Consider the following 15,065-nt stretch of genomic DNA (forward strand, 5'->3'; position numbering starts at 1 on the left):
AGATCATGATTATCGAAGCGGCTTTAATTGGCCTGCTGTGTTATCTGGGCGCACTCAGTAGTCCGTGGCTTTTAGGGCTGACGGGCGGCTGGTATCTCATCTCCCGACCGCTCATTTCCGGGATGCTGGTTGGCCTGATCCTGGGCGATATCAAAACCGGGATTATGATTGGCGTAGCGGTGCAGGCGGTGTATATCGCAATGGTGACACCCGGCGGCTCGATGCCAGCAGATTTAAACTTTGTGGCTTATCCGGCCATTGCACTGGGAATACTTTCCGGCAAAGGACCTGAGGTTGCCGTCGCGCTGGCGGCGACTATTGGGATCGCCGGAACCATTCTCTTCAATGCGATGATGGTGCTGAACTCCTTCTGGAACCATCGTGCGGATGTGGCGCTGGAGAACGGCGACGAGCGCGGGATCTACCTCAACAGCGCCATCTGGCCGCAGGCGATGAATTTTGTGCTGCGCTTTGTGCCTACCTTTATCGCCGTCTTTTTTGGCGCACAGTACATTAGCGGGTTTATGGACAGCCTGCCGCACATCGTCCTCTCCACCATGAATGTGCTGGGCGGCATCTTGCCCGCCGTCGGTATTGCCATCCTGCTTAAGCAGATCATCAAAAGCTATACCATGCTCATCTACTTTCTGGTGGGCTTCGTTTGCATCGTTTTCCTGAAACTCAATATGGTCGCGCTGGTGATCGTGGGCGCCCTGCTGGCACTGATTCATTACAACTATAAACCCGAGGCACCGCAGGCCGTGGCTTCAGCACCTGTCCCTGACGACGAGGATGAATTCTGATGGAAGAACGTAAACTCACCCGCAAGGATCTGCGCCGCTGCTGGCGAGCGTGGATGATGCACAACCTCTCCTCAATGAGCTTTGAACGCCTTGAATCCTTCGGCTTTTGCCTGAGCATGCTGCCGGTCGCAAAAAAGCTCTATCCCGACCCGGTACAACGTACCGAGATGCTGCGCCGTCACGCGTCGTTCTACAACACGGAGCCACAGATTGGCGCGATCGTTAACGGTATGGCGCTGGGGCTGGAGGAGAAAAAAGCCAACGGCGAGCCGATTGACGGTGAAACCATAAATACCCTGAAGGTAGGCCTGATGGGGCCAATTGCCGGGATCGGCGATTCGATGATCCCCGGCATGCTGATCCCGATCCTGCTTAGCATTGGGATGGCGCTGGCGGCAGGCGGAAATATCCTCGGTCCACTGTTTTATACCGTTGCCTGGCTGGCCATCATTATCCCTGGCTCCTGGTTCCTGTTTCTCAAAGGCTACCAGATGGGATCAGGCTCCGTGGAGATGCTGGTCAGCAGCAAATCTACCCGGCTACGGGAAGCGCTCTCGCTACTGGGCGTATTTGTCATGGGCGGCGTGGCGGCCAGCTACGTGAAGCTCGGCACCGGGCTGGAGTTCATCACCCGGGACGGGGTAAACATTCACGTTCAGCAGATGCTGGACGGTATTTTCCCGCAGCTGCTTCCGCTGGCGGTGGTGCTGGGGACCTGGTATCTGATGGCAAAACGCGGCGTGTCGCCGGTAAAAGCCATGATATTGCTGCTTATACTGGCAGCGCTTGGCGTGGCGTCCGGTTTGTTTGCAGGATAAGAAAACCGGGGCAATGCCCCGGCTTCTTTATGGATGGAAGTTATTCCACAGTTCTGCGACTTTATCCGGACGCGAAATAAACTGGAACCGTGCGGGGTCATCAATAAACTGCTGATAAACAGGCGCATCAGTAATGCCAAATTCCGGATAACTTCTCGGCGTAATCATCTGCAAGCGCCCTGGTCTGTAGTGACTGTTATGCTGCCAGACAATATGATTACCCTGAACTAAGGGATACCAGGCCAGACCTTTTCGCGCACGAACGGCCTCATACTCAAAGCCATATTCCCGATCGCACCACGCACCAAACGTCAGCGGCTCATTGGGCGAGGCCGAAATCGTCGCATGGCCCCATCCGGGAGGGACCAGTACCTTTTCACCCGGCCCCGCGAGTACCGCAAAACAACGTCCCGGATCGTCGTCCACATACTCCTGCATGTAGATAATCGCTTTACCCTGCCAGATTTCGTACAGCTCAGGGGGCGACCATCCGCTGTGCTGGCTAATACGGTGAACATGTCCCTGGCTGCGGACCGGCTCATCGCCAAGCGTGCCTGCCGCGTAGGTGACCACACCAAAAAGCAGCATGCGTTTTTCGAGCTCCGGCCTGTCCGCCAGACGCGCCACGTCCATCGCGATGGCATATACCTGTTCAGGCCCTTCGCAGTCCGGATTGCGCAGCGACGGGCGGATCTGATCCAGCGTTCTGATCTCCGGCATCGGCCCGGTAACATCCTCTCCGTAGCAAAAACCGAGCGGCTGACGGGTGATGGTCATATCAAGGCCATAGTTAGCCATGGCGCACCTCGTAACCTTCCCCGGAGGCAAAGATCCGCAGGGTGAAGCCCTCTGCCAGCGCCGCATAGTCGTGTCCCGCAATGCTCGGCCAGACGGCAAGGGAGGATAGCGTCTCGTTGCCAGTGTTAATCAAACGATGCGCTGTAAAAGGAGGAATAATATGCACGGAGCCAGCCGTCACCTGCTCAAGCCGCGCGTCGCCCGCCTCCGTTTGCAGCAGCAACAAGCCACATCCGCGCAGGCCAAAATAGACCTCGCCCTGTTCGCGGCGCTGATGAAAATGACCGCGAGTCATAAAGAACTCATCGCCCACGTTACCCGCACGCAGGTGAGTTACCCCAACGAAGAGTGCCCCTTCCCCTACGGGCGAGCCCAGTACGTCTACGTCATACACACTTTTTTGAGGATTGCCGCACTTCCACGCCTCGCCGTCTGCGAAGATCCCAGGAAGATCCGCAAGACGAGTCGTTTTGCGGATAAGCGGCCCGCCGGCTAGCGCGCCGGTAGCCCACGTCAACTGAGGTGGCAAAAAGATGTCTGAATTCATATCGCTCTCCGGCCCGAGGAGAACAGCAATATCATGATGGCAGATTAAACGATTAACCTAGTGATAAAAGCGTCAATATTGATGGTGAATCACAGTTAACCAGAAACAAAAATGCCGGAGGCTTTCGCCACCGGCATTTTGAAGATTGAGAGGACATTATTCCACTTCGCGGGCGTCGATTCGCAGCTCTTTCGGCACTTCGAAGACAATGTTCTCTTCACGGCCTTCCAGCGGCACCGCTTCGCCACCGCCCAGCTCTTGCAGGCGGGCAATGACGTTTTGCACCAGGATATCCGGCGCTGAAGCGCCTGCGGTAACACCGACGCAGGCCGCGTTTTTCACCCACGCTTCCTGAATGTCCGTTGCGTCGTCGATCAGGAACGCCGCTTTCCCCATACGCTGCGCCAGTTCGGCCAGTCGGTTGGAGTTAGAGGAGTTTTTCGAGCCGACCACCAGCACCACATCCGCCTGTTCAGCCAGGGCGCGTACGGCTTCCTGACGGTTGGTGGTTGCATAGCAGATATCATCTTTGCGCGGCCCGACGATTTTCGGGAAGCGCTGGCGCAGGGCGTCAATCACGTCTGAGGTGTCGTCTACGGAAAGCGTCGTCTGGGTCATAAACGACAGACGGGCTTCGTTTTTCACGTCCAGCGTAAAGACATCTTCCGGTGACTCAACCAGATACATGCCCCCTTCCGGGTTGCTGTACTGGCCCATGGTGCCTTCAACTTCCGGGTGACCGGCGTGACCAATCAGAATTGACTCTTCACCACGACGGCTGGCGCGCGCCACTTCCATATGCACTTTTGTCACTAACGGACAGGTGGCATCGAATACGGTCAGATCGCGGCTTTTCGCCTCGTTGCGTACCGCCTGAGAGACGCCGTGCGCGGAGAAGATGAGGATTGCGCCGTCCGGCACTTCGCTGATCTGCTCGATAAAAATCGCACCGCGCTCGCGCAGGCTGTCGACCACGTAACGGTTGTGCACCACTTCGTGACGCACGTAAATCGGCGCGCCGTAAATCTCCAGCGCGTTTTCAACAATGCTGATAGCGCGGTCTACACCGGCGCAGAAGCCGCGCGGGTTAGCCAACAGGATCTGCATTTTACTCCTCCAGTGCCGGATCGATCTCCAGCACTTCGACATCAAAATGAACGGTACGCCCGGCAAGCGGATGGTTGAAATCGACGGTGATAGAATCGCCGTTGATTTCTCGGATCACGCCAGGCATTTCGCTGCCGTCCATAGCGGTAAAGAGCATAATCGCCCCGATTTCTGGTTCACCCGCATCCATAAACTCACGACGCGAGAAATACTGGATCAGGTCCGGGCTTGGCACGCCAAATGCCGCATCCGGCTCCAGCGAAAACGCTTTTTTCTCGCCCTCTTTCAGACCCAGAAGCTGCTGCTCAAGGCCTTCAGACAGGGAGGTGTCACCCAGACGAAACAGCGCCGGTTTGCCATTGTTGCGGGTGGATTCGGCCGTGGAGCCGTCATCCAGCTTCAGCGTGAAATGAACGAGAACCGCGCTGTTGCTCTGTACGGATTTAGACATGCAAATTGCTCGCTTGTTTTGGGTCACCTGTTGCCCGGTGGCGCTACGCTTACCGGGCCTACGGGGGCCACAAATTCTGTAGGCCGGGATCGCTACGCGTCACCCGGCTGGTTTTGTTACGCCTGCTCTTTCGCGGCCGGTTTAGGCAAGAAGCCTTCCAGCACGATTAACGCTGCACCAACGCATATTGCGCTATCGGCGAGGTTAAAGGTCGCGAAGTGCCAGTCGCCAACGTAGAAGTCGATCATATCGACCACAAAGCCGTGCCACAGGCGGTCAAACAGGTTACCCAGCGCGCCGCCAATGATCAGCGCGTAGGCGATGTTATTCAGCTTTTGCGTGGCCTTCGAGCGGTACATCAGCACCGCCAGCACGACGCAGATACCGATAGCGATACCCGCGAAGAACCAGCGCTGCCAGCCACCGCTGTCGGCAAGGAAACTAAACGCCGCACCATAGTTGCGGGCATAGTGCAGGTTAAGCGACGGAAACAGCGGGACCGTATCCCCCAGAGCGAAATTCTGGAGGATCAGGAACTTGCTGCCCAAATCAATAATCAGCACCACCACCACCAGCCACAGCCAGCGCAGTCCTGTTGAACAGAGAGTTTTACTCATCAGGCAAACTTACGTTTTTCGCCGTCACCGGCGACGTTGCTTACACAGCGTCCGCAGATGTCTGCGTGTTCCGCCACCTGACCGACATCAGTGGTGTAATGCCAGCAACGCGGGCATTTTTCACCGTCGGCTTTGCTCAGTGCGACCTTCAGTCCTTTGAGCAGTTCACTCTGCTGAGCATCAGCAGTAGCTTCGGCATAATCCGCAACTTTCGCACCGGAGGTCAACAGGACAAATCGTAATTCATCGCCCAGCGCGGTCAGCTTCGCGGCCAGCTCAGGCTCTGCGTACAGGGTCACCGTCGCTTCCAGAGAGCCACCGACTTTCTTGTCAGCGCGCGCCTGCTCGATAACCTTGTTCACTTCGCCACGCACTTTCAGCAGCTCGTCCCAGTAGGCATCGTTCATTGCTTCAGTGCTGGAGAGGTCGAACAGACCTTCGTACCACTCGCCGGTGAAGACATACTTCTCGCGTTCGCCCGGCAGGTAACCCCAGATTTCATCCGCGGTGAAGGACATGATCGGCGCCATCCAGCGTACCAGCGCCTCTGCGATGTGGAACAGCGCAGTCTGGCAGCTACGACGCGCCACGCTGTCCGCTTTCGCGGTGTACTGGCGGTCTTTGATGATGTCGAGGTAGAACGAGCCCATCTCGATGGAGCAGAAGCGCATCAGGCGCTGCACCACTTCGTGGAAGTCGTAAGACTCATAGGCTTTAAGAATATCTTCCTGCGCCGCTTTCGCGCAGCCTACCGCCCAGCGATCGAGCACAACCATCTCTTCCGGCTTCACCATGTCTTTCACCGGATCGAACCCGTTCAGGTTCGCCAGCAGGAAGCGCGCGGTGTTACGAATACGACGATAGCTGTCAGCAGCACGTTTCAGGATCTCATCAGAGACCGCCATTTCGCCGGTGTAGTCGGTAGAGGCCACCCACAGACGCAGAATGTCCGCGCCCAGTTTGTTCATCACGTCCTGCGGAGAAACGGTGTTACCGATAGATTTGGACATCTTACGGCCCTGACCATCCACGGTGAAGCCGTGGGTCAATACCTGGCGGTAAGGTGCTTTACCCTTCATGGCGGTGGAGATCATCAGCGATGACATGAACCAGCCGCGGTGTTGGTCAGACCCTTCCAGATACATATCGGCAGCGTGACCAGCAAACTCCGGACGCACGTCAACCACGGAGGAGTGGGTAGACCCGGAGTCGAACCACACGTCCAGGGTATCCGGCACTTTTTCGTAGTTGTCTGCATCAGCGCCCAGGATGTCGCGGGCGTCGAGATCCCACCACGCCTGAATGCCGTCAACTTCGACGCGCTTCGCCACTTCTTCCATCAGTTCCAGCGTGTTCGGGTGCAGCTCCTGCGTCTCTTTATGTACGAACAGAGACATCGGCACGCCCCAGGTGCGCTGACGGGAGATACACCAGTCAGGACGGTTAGCCACCATGGATTCGATTCGCGCCTGGCCCCAGTCAGGGATCCACTGCACGCCTTTGATCTCTTTCAGAGACTGCGCGCGCAGGCCTTTCTGGTCCATGCTGATAAACCACTGCGGGGTTGCACGGAAGATGATCGGGGTCTTGTGACGCCAGCAGCACGGATAGCTGTGCTGCATTTTCTCAACGTGCAGCAGCGCGCCGCTGGTGCGCAGCATGTCAACGATGATGTCGTTAGCTTTAAAGACGTTGATGCCGTCCAGCGCCGGGTACGTGCCTGGCAGGTAAGAGCCGTCCGGACCAACCGGGTTAGCGATTTCCAGACCATATTTCAGGCTGATGTTGTAGTCGTCAGGACCGTGGCCACCGGCGGTATGCACCGCACCGGTACCCGCGTCCAGCGTGACGTGGTCGCCCAGGATCGCCGGAACGTCGAAGTCCAGGAACGGGTGTTTGAAGCGCATCAGTTCCAGCGCGTCACCTTTTACGGTGCCCAGCACGGTGTAATCGGTGATGTTCGCGCGTTTCAGCACGCTTTCGACCAGGTCTTTCGCCAGGATAACCGCACGGCCATCAATCTGCACCAGCGCATACTCAAACTCGCCAGAGAGGGAGATCGCGCGGTTAGCAGGCAGCGTCCACGGGGTGGTGGTCCAGATCACCAGAGAGATCGGGCCGCTTACACCAGGCAGACCAAATTTAGCTTTGATCGCATCCTGATCGACCGCTTCGAAGGCCACGTCGATAGAAGGCGAGGTTTTGTCGTAATACTCCACTTCCGCTTCTGCCAGCGCAGAGCGGCAGTCGACGCACCAGTGCACCGGCTTCGCGCCTTTGTGCAGGTGACCGTTGCCGATGATTTTACCCAGCGCACGGATGATGTTGGCTTCGGTTTTGAAGTCCATGGTCAGGTACGGATGCGACCAGTCACCCAGCACGCCCAGACGGATGAAGTCAGCGCGCTGACCGTCAACCTGGGTGGCAGCGTATTCGCGGCATTTCGCGCGGAATTCTGCGGCGGTGAACTTCTCACCCGGCTTACCGTACTCTTGCTCAACTTTCAGCTCGATTGGCAGACCATGGCAGTCCCAGCCCGGAACGTAAGGCGAGTCATATCCCGCGAGTCCTTTGGACTTCACGATAATGTCTTTCAGAATCTTGTTTACAGAGTGACCAATATGAATGCTGCCATTCGCATATGGAGGGCCATCATGCAGAATGAAGGTTTTTTTGCCTTTTTTGGCTGCACGAATGATGCCGTACAGGTCATCATCGGTCCAACGCGCCAGCATTCCCGGTTCACGCTTGGCGAGATCGCCGCGCATCGGGAACCCTGTTTCCGGCAAATTCAGGGTTGATTTATAGTCACTCATCAGATTCTCGGTTCCGTATTTATCACGTAGGCAGTTAAGCCGGTTCTAAAGCCCAAAAAACTCGCGGGCCGTTAATTCATCTCGCGCGATTTGCGCTTTAAGTTCATCCAGCGAAGCGAATCGCTGTTCATTGCGTATTTTTTTACGCAGTATCACATCTATATGGCGACCATACAGGTCCATTACAACGTCCAGCAGGTGTACTTCTAACTGTTGACGCACACCGGCAACCGTTGGACGTGTGCCAATGTTGGCGACGCCGTAGAAAGGCTTCTCGCCCAGTCCTGCCACTTCCACCGCATAGACCCCTTTAACCGGGGAGACCTGACGACGCAGCGGTATATTCGCCGTCGGGAAACCTATCGTGCGGCCCAGCGCATCGCCATGGACCACGCGACCTGAAATTGTGAACGGGTGACCCAGCAGCGTTTCTGCCGTGTCCAGTTCATCGTTCGCCAGCGCCTGACGTACCGCCGTGCTGCTGACGCGCACGCCGCCCTCACAGAAGGTCATCGTGCTGGTGACGTCAAACCCGTACTCCAGGCCAGCCTTCTGTAATAACAAGAAATCGCCCTGACGACCAGCGCCAAAGCGGAAATCATCGCCCACGGCGAGAAACTGCACGCCAAGCTGCCTGACCAACAGGTCGCTGACAAAATTTTGTGCGGTCAGCGCGGCAAAACGACGGTCGAACCGTACGCACAGGACGTAGTCCACCCCTGACTCCGCCAGGTAGCGTAACTTCTCACGCAGACGCGTCAGCCGCGCGGGGGATTTCTCGCCTGCAAACAGCTCCAGCGGCTGAGGCTCGAAAATCATCACCACGACGGGCAGGCCTCGCGCCTCGCCTTCTTTACGCAATCCCTGCAACAGCGCCTGATGCCCACGATGCACGCCGTCGAAATTACCAATGGTCAGCACGCACCCGTGCGGGGCTTGACTGAGATTATGTATGCCGCGTATCAGCTTCATGACTGGCTCAAAACAGTGAAAATCGCCAAAGTATACCTTGTACAGCGGTTAAGGTTAACCGGCGATTGTTCACGCTAAACAGAAAGCCGTATGATTTCATCACGCTGACCTTTCACAGCAAAAAAATCTGTCCGCGAACTGCGATTTTTACGCCGAAAAGCTGTATTCACGAACGACAAGCTGGTAGAATCCTGCGCCATCACTACGTAACGTAGCGTCGCCACATTAACGGCGCTTATTTGCACAAATCCATTGACAAAAGAAGGTATAGAGGGCATATTCCTCGGCCTTTGAATTGTCCACATAGATCATATTTGGGAGTTGGACCTTGGCTAATATCAAATCAGCTAAGAAACGTGCCGTTCAGTCTGAAAAGGCTCGTAAGCACAATGCAAGCCGTCGCTCTATGATGCGTACTTTCATCAAGAAAGTATACGCAGCTATCGAAGCTGGCGACAAAGCTGCAGCGCAGAACGCATTTAACGAAATGCAACCAATCGTGGATCGTCAGGCTGCTAAAGGTCTGATCCACAAAAACAAAGCAGCGCGTCATAAAGCAAACCTGACCGCGCAGATCAACAAACTGGCTTAATCGCCACTTGTTGTTGCTTGTTTGAAAGAACCCGCTTAACGCGGGTTTTTTTATGTCTTCAGATTGCCGGCGGCGTAAAAAGCGCCGAATAGTCGCGATTGCAGATTCGCTGCACCGCCGGGTGCTGAATCATCCTTTCGGCGAATATGGCGTGATACTCTTCCATCACGTTATCCACCCTGCCGATCTCGGTTATTTTGTCGTCTGAATAGAGATCGTGCGCGTACAGCGTCGGAGCAACGAAGATAGCGTTATGCGCTTCGCCAAAGGCTTTCATCAGCGCCGCATCGTCGAACTCACCGAGAATTTCTACGTTCAGCCCCTGCGAGTTAAACCAGTTCAGCAGCTTCCGTCCGAGCATGGACCTCCGACCCGGCACCAGCAAGCGGCGCTCTTCCAGGCAGGCAGGAAACGGTTTTTCCGGTGGCGGATTGATGCACCAGAAACTGACGCCGCATTCGCCAATTTTCACCGAGAACAAGCCTTCCTGCTGCGTGGAATCGATAGGGCAATCCGAAATAATCATATCCAGCTTATGCTGGCTCAGCTGTTCCAGCAGCATCTCGTGAGTGGATTCAAAGCAGCGCAGGTGGATTTGCTCGTCTTCTACCACCGCCGCATCCAGTACGCCGCTCACCAGCCGTTTCGACAGCGCATCCGCCACACCCACGTCAAAAAGCAGGTTCGACTCTTTGCGGTAGTTGACGATGTCCAGCATCTCCTGACTCAGGGTGAACATTTTATCCGCATAGCGGAACACCAGCTCGCCCAACTCACTGGGCTCAATCCCACGGCCCTTGCGCTTGAACAACTTGCCCTGTAACCGCTCTTCCAGGGCTTTGATTTGCCCGGTAATGGTTTGTGGCGTCAGGTAAAGCGCTTCTGCCGCCCCCACGACCGAGCCCTGTTTATAAACGTGCCAGAAGTAATAAAGATGGTTGTAATTCAAATGAGACATCGCGTGTTCTCTCCCTGAGTGTGTATCGGGAGAAGGAGCCCCCTCCTCCCGGTTTTCCGTTATGCCTGGACAGCCTGTCCGGACAATTTCACCTTCAACAAGGTATAACCAATGACTGCGGCCAGTAATGACCCGATGAGAATGCCGAGTTTTGCCCAGACGATAAGCTCAGGCGCGTTTGCGCCAAACGCCAGCGTCGAGATAAAGATCGACATGGTGAATCCAATACCGCACAGCACGCCGACGGCCATAATCTGGCTAAAGGTGGTCCCGTTTGGCAATGACGCCAGCTTCAGCTTCAGCGCCAGCCAGCAGAACAGGCTGATACCCAGCGGCTTACCGATAAACAGACCGGCGATGATACCCAGCGGCAGCACGGAGGTGAGTCCGTCCAGGGTAACCCCGGCCAGGGAAACTCCCGCGTTGGCAAACGCAAACAGCGGCAGGATCATAAAGCCCACCCACGGATGAAGCACATGCTCCAGCTGTCTGGCTGGCGATTTGCCGTCCTGCTCCTTCAGCGGAATAAAGAAGCCAACGATGACGCCCGCCAGCGTGGCATGCACGCCAGACTTCAGCACCGCCGTCCACAGCACCATGCCCACCAGAATATAAATACCCGTACGTCGGACGTTGAAGACGTTCAGCAAGGCCAGCACCACAATAGCCACGGCCGCCACGCTCAGCGACAGAACCGACAGATCGCTGGTGTAGAACAGCGCGATAATCACGATAGCGCCCAGATCATCGATAATCGCCAGCGCCATCAGGAAAATTTTCAGTGCTACCGGGACGCGGCTACCGAGCAAGGCTAAGACCCCGAGCGCAAACGCGATATCCGTTGCGGCCGGGATCGCCCAGCCGTCACGCGCAACCGGATCCTGCCACGCAAACGCGAGAAAGAGCAACGCCGGAGCGATCATCCCGCCAATCGCCGCGATCACCGGAAACGCCGCGCGCTGACGGCTGGCAAGCGAACCGATCACCAGCTCACGTTTAACCTCCAGACCCACCAGCAGGAAGAACACCGCCATCAGCGCATCGTTGATCCACAGCAGCATGTTCTTGTTAATTTCCAGCGCCCCGACTTTCAGCTCGACGGGCGTTTCCAGAAATGCGTGATAGAGATCGCGCGTCATGCCCATATTGGCGAGCAGCATGGCGGCCGCAGCAGCAATAATCAGGATGACGCCGCCGGATACCTCACTGCTAAAGAAACGGTGTAGTAATTTCACGTTTAAACTCTCTTTTACAACAATACCTCGGTAAAACCATAATATCAGCGCAAACAGATCGGTAAAAACAGATTAATATTGGGTATATATTCAGTTTAACCGAGGAATAACGCTATAAACAAAAAGCCCGGAATCGCTTCCGGGCTTTAAAGGATAGTAACCAGCTGGCGGGTTAGCGGGTTAAATCGTCGAAGAATTTTTTGACGCCATCGAAGAAGCTTTTGGAGCGCGGGCTGTTTTTCTCACCCGTCGGGCCGCCAAAGCTTTCCTGAAGCTCTTTCAGCAGCTGTTTCTGCTTATCGTTCAGGCCGACCGGCGTTTCCACGACCACGCGGCATAACAGGTCACCCTGCGCGCCACCGCGAACGGATTTAACGCCTTTGCCGCGCATGCGGAACAGCTTCCCGGTCTGGGTTTCGCCAGGGATTTTCAGGTTAACGCGACCGTCCAGCGTCGGCACTTCGATTTCGCCACCCAGCGCCGCCATCGCAAAGTTGATCGGCACTTCACAGTACAGGTTGTTACCTTCACGCTCGAAGATGGCGTGCTGCTTCACCTGAACCTGAACGTACAGATCGCCTGCCGGTGCGCCGTGCTCGCCGGCTTCACCCTCACCTGCCAGACGGATGCGGTCGCCCGTATCCACGCCTGCCGGGATCTTAACGGACAGCGTTTTGGTTTTCTCCACGCGACCGTGACCGTGGCATTTGGTGCACGGATCTTTAATCAGCGTACCGCGACCATGACAGTGCGGACAGGCCTGCTGCACCGCGAAGAAGCCCTGGCGCATCTGCACCTGACCGGAACCGTGACAGGTTGGGCAGGTCTGTGGCTGAGTCCCCGCTTTCGCGCCGCTGCCGTGGCAAACGTCACACTCTTCCAGCGTCGGAATACGGATCTCTTTGGTGACGCCGCGAACCGCTTCTTCAAGCGTCAGCTCCATGTTGTAGCGCAGGTCTGCGCCGCGCGCCGCGCGCTGACGACCACGTCCGCCGCCGAAGATATCGCCAAATACATCACCAAAGATATCGCTGAAATCAGCGCCGCCGCCGAAGCCGCCGCCACCAAATCCACCGCCGCCCATGCCGCCCTGTTCAAAGGCCGCGTGACCGTACTGATCATAGGCCGCACGTTTTTGTGCATCGGTCAGGACTTCGTAGGCTTCTTTAATCTCTTTAAATTTGGCTTCAGCCTCTTTGTCACCCTGATTACGGTCAGGGTGGAATTTCATGGCCAGGCGCTTATACGCCTTTTTGATTTCACGCTCTTCCGCAGTTTTCGGAACGCCTAAAATCTCGTAATAGTCTTGCTTTGCCATTGGTTTTTTTAAGCCCCTTAACATGCGAGCACGGGCGTGGAGAATTCTCCTACGCCCGTGCCGATTACTTACCCTGCATCAGGGCGATTATTTTTTGTCTTTCACTTCTTCGAACTCAGCGTCGACAACATCGTCGTCTTTCGCGTTGTTCTGGGAAGCATCAGCGCCCGCCTGCTGCTGTGCGTGCTGCTGCTGAGCGATTTCCATCAGCTTCTGAGAAACCTGTGCCAGCTCCTGCATCTTCGCTTCGATGTCCGCTTTGTCTTCGCCTTTCAGAGACGTTTCCAGCGCGCTCAGTGCAGTTTCGATCGCAGTTTTGTCTTCCGCTGGCAGTTTATCGCCCGCTTCTTCAACCTGCTTACGGGTGCTGTGCAGCAGATGGTCACCCTGGTTACGGGTCTGAACCAGCTCTTCGAACTTACGGTCGGATTCCGCGTTAGCTTCGGCATCACGAACCATTTTTTCGATTTCCGCTTCGTTCAGGCCAGAAGATGCCTTGATGGTAATCTTCTGTTCTTTACCGCTATTTTTGTCTTTCGCAGACACATGCAGGATACCGTCAGCATCGATGTCGAAGGTGACTTCGATCTGTGGCATGCCGCGTGGTGCCGGGTTAATACCGTCCAGGTTGAACTGACCCAGAGATTTGTTATCCGCCGCGCGCTTACGCTCACCCTGAATCACATGAATGGTTACCGCAGACTGGTTGTCTTCAGCGGTAGAGAACACCTGGCTGTGTTTCGTCGGGATAGTGGTGTTTTTGTTGATGAGCGGAGTCATCACGCCACCCATGGTTTCGATACCCAGAGACAGCGGGGTAACGTCCAGCAGCAGTACGTCTTTTACTTCACCCGTCAGAACACCACCCTGAACCGCAGCACCGATAGCAACCGCTTCGTCCGGGTTCACGTCTTTACGTGGCTCTTTACCAAAGAACTCAGCCACTTTCTTCTGAACCATTGGCATACGAGTCTGACCACCTACCAGGATAACGTCCTGAATGTCAGACACGGACAGGCCAGCGTCCTGCAATGCAACTTTCAGTGGCTCGATAGAACGGTTCACCAGGTCTTCTACCAGGCTTTCCAGTTTCGCACGGGTCACTTTGATGTTCATGTGTTTTGGACCGGTCGCGTCTGCGGTGATGTACGGCAGGTTCACGTCGGTCTGCTGAGCGGAAGACAGCTCGATCTTCGCTTTCTCAGCGGCTTCTTTCAGTCGCTGCATGGCCAGCGGGTCGTTACGCAGGTCAATGCCCTGATCTTTCTTGAACTCGTCAACGAGGTAGTTGATCAGACGGGTATCGAAGTCTTCACCACCCAGGTGGGTATCACCATTGGTTGCCAGAACTTCGAAGGTTTTTTCGCCGTCAACGTCGTCGATTTCGATAATAGAGATATCGAAGGTACCACCACCCAGGTCGTAAACCGCGATAGTACGGTTGCCAACTTCTTTATCCAGACCGTAAGCCAGTGCTGCTGCGGTTGGTTCGTTGATGATACGTTTTACTTCCAGACCTGCGATACGGCCAGCATCTTTGGTTGCCTGACGCTGAGCATCGTTGAAGTAAGCAGGTACGGTGATAACAGCTTCAGTTACCGGCTCACCCAGGTAATCTTCCGCGGTTTTCTTCATTTTCTTCAGCACTTCAGCAGAGATCTGCGGAGGTGCCGTTTTGGTGCCTTTCACATCAAGCCATGCATCGCCGTTATCGGCTGCGATGATTTTGTAAGGCATGATGGAAACGTCACGCTGAACTTCTTCGTCCTGGAAGCGGCGGCCAATCAGGCGTTTGATCGCAAACAGGGTGTTTTGCGGGTTTGTCACTGCCTGACGTTTAGCCGGCTGACCAACCAGAGTTTCACCATCCTGGGTATAAGCAATGATAGAAGGCGTGGTGCGATCGCCCTCGGCGTTCTCCAGCACACGTGCAGTAGTGCCATCCATAATCGCTACACAAGAGTTGGTAGTACCCAGGTCGATACCAATAATTTTACCCATCTAAACGTCTCCACTAAAAATTCAGTCAACAT

14 protein-coding genes and 1 pseudogene are annotated in these 15,065 nt (G+C 55.6%); 3 read left to right on the plus strand and 12 right to left on the minus strand.

From position 1 onward, the window contains the following. The first annotated feature begins 5 nt into the window (after positions 1-5). Together SK58_RS20500 and SK58_RS20505 are read left to right on the plus strand one after the other, a co-directional pair. On the plus strand, positions 6-803 hold the full coding sequence (locus SK58_RS20500) for a PTS mannose/fructose/sorbose/N-acetylgalactosamine transporter subunit IIC (protein ID WP_015572638.1): 798 nt from the start codon (positions 6-8) through the stop codon (positions 801-803). Then, complete coding sequence (locus SK58_RS20505) at positions 803-1,621, plus strand: PTS system mannose/fructose/sorbose family transporter subunit IID (protein WP_015572637.1); 819 nt, start codon at positions 803-805, stop codon at positions 1,619-1,621. The genes SK58_RS20500 and SK58_RS20505 overlap by 1 nt, the downstream gene beginning before the upstream one ends. Before the next feature lie 27 nt (positions 1,622-1,648). On the opposite strand, the gene SK58_RS20510 is transcribed toward SK58_RS20505, so the two are convergent. From SK58_RS20510 to SK58_RS23240, 8 genes and pseudogenes are all read right to left on the minus strand, one after another. Next, on the minus strand, positions 1,649-2,419 hold the full coding sequence (locus SK58_RS20510; RefSeq protein ID WP_015572636.1) for a glucose-6-phosphate isomerase family protein: 771 nt from the start codon (positions 2,417-2,419) through the stop codon (positions 1,649-1,651). Beyond that, the gene (locus SK58_RS20515) at positions 2,412-2,966 is read right to left on the minus strand and encodes a glucose-6-phosphate isomerase family protein (protein WP_017383813.1); all 555 of its coding nucleotides are present in this window, start codon (positions 2,964-2,966) and stop codon (positions 2,412-2,414) included. The genes SK58_RS20510 and SK58_RS20515 overlap by 8 nt, the downstream gene beginning before the upstream one ends. Positions 2,967-3,122: 156 nt before the next feature. Next, positions 3,123-4,073 (minus strand): 4-hydroxy-3-methylbut-2-enyl diphosphate reductase, encoded by a 951-nt coding sequence (gene ispH, locus SK58_RS20520; protein ID WP_017383814.1) that lies wholly within the window; start codon positions 4,071-4,073, stop codon positions 3,123-3,125. A gap of 1 nt (position 4,074) precedes the next feature. Next, positions 4,075-4,524 carry an FKBP-type peptidyl-prolyl cis-trans isomerase gene (fkpB, locus tag SK58_RS20525; RefSeq protein WP_015572634.1) on the minus strand — a complete coding sequence of 150 codons (450 nt, stop codon included), beginning with the start codon at positions 4,522-4,524 and terminating at the stop codon, positions 4,075-4,077. A 116-nt stretch (positions 4,525-4,640) separates the two neighbouring features. After that, positions 4,641-5,141: a signal peptidase II gene (gene lspA, locus SK58_RS20530; protein WP_003856452.1), complete on the minus strand. Its 501-nt coding sequence runs from the start codon at positions 5,139-5,141 to the stop codon at positions 4,641-4,643. Beyond that, complete coding sequence (gene ileS, locus SK58_RS20535; protein ID WP_048220378.1) at positions 5,141-7,957, minus strand: isoleucine--tRNA ligase; 2,817 nt, start codon at positions 7,955-7,957, stop codon at positions 5,141-5,143. Before ileS ends, lspA begins: the two co-directional genes overlap by 1 nt. 45 nt (positions 7,958-8,002) lie before the next feature. Continuing rightward, positions 8,003-8,929, minus strand: a complete 927-nt coding sequence (ribF, locus tag SK58_RS20540) for a bifunctional riboflavin kinase/FAD synthetase (RefSeq protein WP_003856456.1) — start codon at positions 8,927-8,929, stop codon at positions 8,003-8,005. A 7-nt stretch (positions 8,930-8,936) separates the two neighbouring features. Continuing rightward, positions 8,937-9,142 (minus strand): annotated as a pseudogene (locus SK58_RS23240) (DUF2575 domain-containing protein); the annotation flags it as partial. A 115-nt stretch (positions 9,143-9,257) separates the two neighbouring features. Here SK58_RS23240 and rpsT point away from each other — a divergent pair. Then, the gene (rpsT, locus tag SK58_RS20545) at positions 9,258-9,521 is read left to right on the plus strand and encodes a 30S ribosomal protein S20 (RefSeq protein WP_003856458.1); all 264 of its coding nucleotides are present in this window, start codon (positions 9,258-9,260) and stop codon (positions 9,519-9,521) included. A 58-nt stretch (positions 9,522-9,579) separates the two neighbouring features. On the opposite strand, the gene nhaR is transcribed toward rpsT, so the two are convergent. The 4 genes from nhaR to dnaK form a co-directional block, all read right to left on the minus strand. After that, positions 9,580-10,479, minus strand: a complete 900-nt coding sequence (gene nhaR, locus SK58_RS20550) for a transcriptional activator NhaR (RefSeq protein WP_003856462.1) — start codon at positions 10,477-10,479, stop codon at positions 9,580-9,582. Between the two features lie 59 nt (positions 10,480-10,538). Then, positions 10,539-11,714: a Na+/H+ antiporter NhaA gene (gene nhaA / locus SK58_RS20555; RefSeq protein ID WP_048220379.1), complete on the minus strand. Its 1,176-nt coding sequence runs from the start codon at positions 11,712-11,714 to the stop codon at positions 10,539-10,541. A gap of 172 nt (positions 11,715-11,886) precedes the next feature. Beyond that, on the minus strand, positions 11,887-13,032 hold the full coding sequence (gene dnaJ, locus SK58_RS20560; RefSeq protein ID WP_014830600.1) for a molecular chaperone DnaJ: 1,146 nt from the start codon (positions 13,030-13,032) through the stop codon (positions 11,887-11,889). A gap of 87 nt (positions 13,033-13,119) precedes the next feature. Further along, the gene (dnaK, locus tag SK58_RS20565) at positions 13,120-15,033 is read right to left on the minus strand and encodes a molecular chaperone DnaK (protein WP_006810169.1); all 1,914 of its coding nucleotides are present in this window, start codon (positions 15,031-15,033) and stop codon (positions 13,120-13,122) included. Positions 15,034-15,065: the final 32 nt, after the last annotated feature.

The organism is Enterobacter sp. BIDMC93 (genome assembly GCF_001037805.1).
GTDB classification, from domain to species: domain Bacteria; phylum Pseudomonadota; class Gammaproteobacteria; order Enterobacterales; family Enterobacteriaceae; genus Enterobacter; species Enterobacter hormaechei_C.

Bases quoted from the DNA above. Each gene is read 5' to 3' on its own strand.
- SK58_RS20500 (WP_015572638.1), top strand. From the start codon at position 6: ATGATTATCGAAGCGGCTTTAATTGGCCTGCTGTGTTATCTGGGCGCA.
- SK58_RS20505 (WP_015572637.1), top strand. From the start codon at position 803: ATGGAAGAACGTAAACTCACCCGCAAGGATCTGCGCCGCTGCTGGCGA.
- SK58_RS20510 (WP_015572636.1), bottom strand. From the start codon at position 2,419: ATGGCTAACTATGGCCTTGATATGACCATCACCCGTCAGCCGCTCGGT.
- SK58_RS20515 (WP_017383813.1), bottom strand. From the start codon at position 2,966: ATGAATTCAGACATCTTTTTGCCACCTCAGTTGACGTGGGCTACCGGC.
- ispH (WP_017383814.1), bottom strand. From the start codon at position 4,073: ATGCAGATCCTGTTGGCTAACCCGCGCGGCTTCTGCGCCGGTGTAGAC.
- fkpB (WP_015572634.1), bottom strand. From the start codon at position 4,524: ATGTCTAAATCCGTACAGAGCAACAGCGCGGTTCTCGTTCATTTCACG.
- lspA (WP_003856452.1), bottom strand. From the start codon at position 5,141: ATGAGTAAAACTCTCTGTTCAACAGGACTGCGCTGGCTGTGGCTGGTG.
- ileS (WP_048220378.1), bottom strand. From the start codon at position 7,957: ATGAGTGACTATAAATCAACCCTGAATTTGCCGGAAACAGGGTTCCCG.
- ribF (WP_003856456.1), bottom strand. From the start codon at position 8,929: ATGAAGCTGATACGCGGCATACATAATCTCAGTCAAGCCCCGCACGGG.
- nhaR (WP_003856462.1), bottom strand. From the start codon at position 10,479: ATGTCTCATTTGAATTACAACCATCTTTATTACTTCTGGCACGTTTAT.
- dnaJ (WP_014830600.1), bottom strand. From the start codon at position 13,032: ATGGCAAAGCAAGACTATTACGAGATTTTAGGCGTTCCGAAAACTGCG.
- dnaK (WP_006810169.1), bottom strand. From the start codon at position 15,033: ATGGGTAAAATTATTGGTATCGACCTGGGTACTACCAACTCTTGTGTA.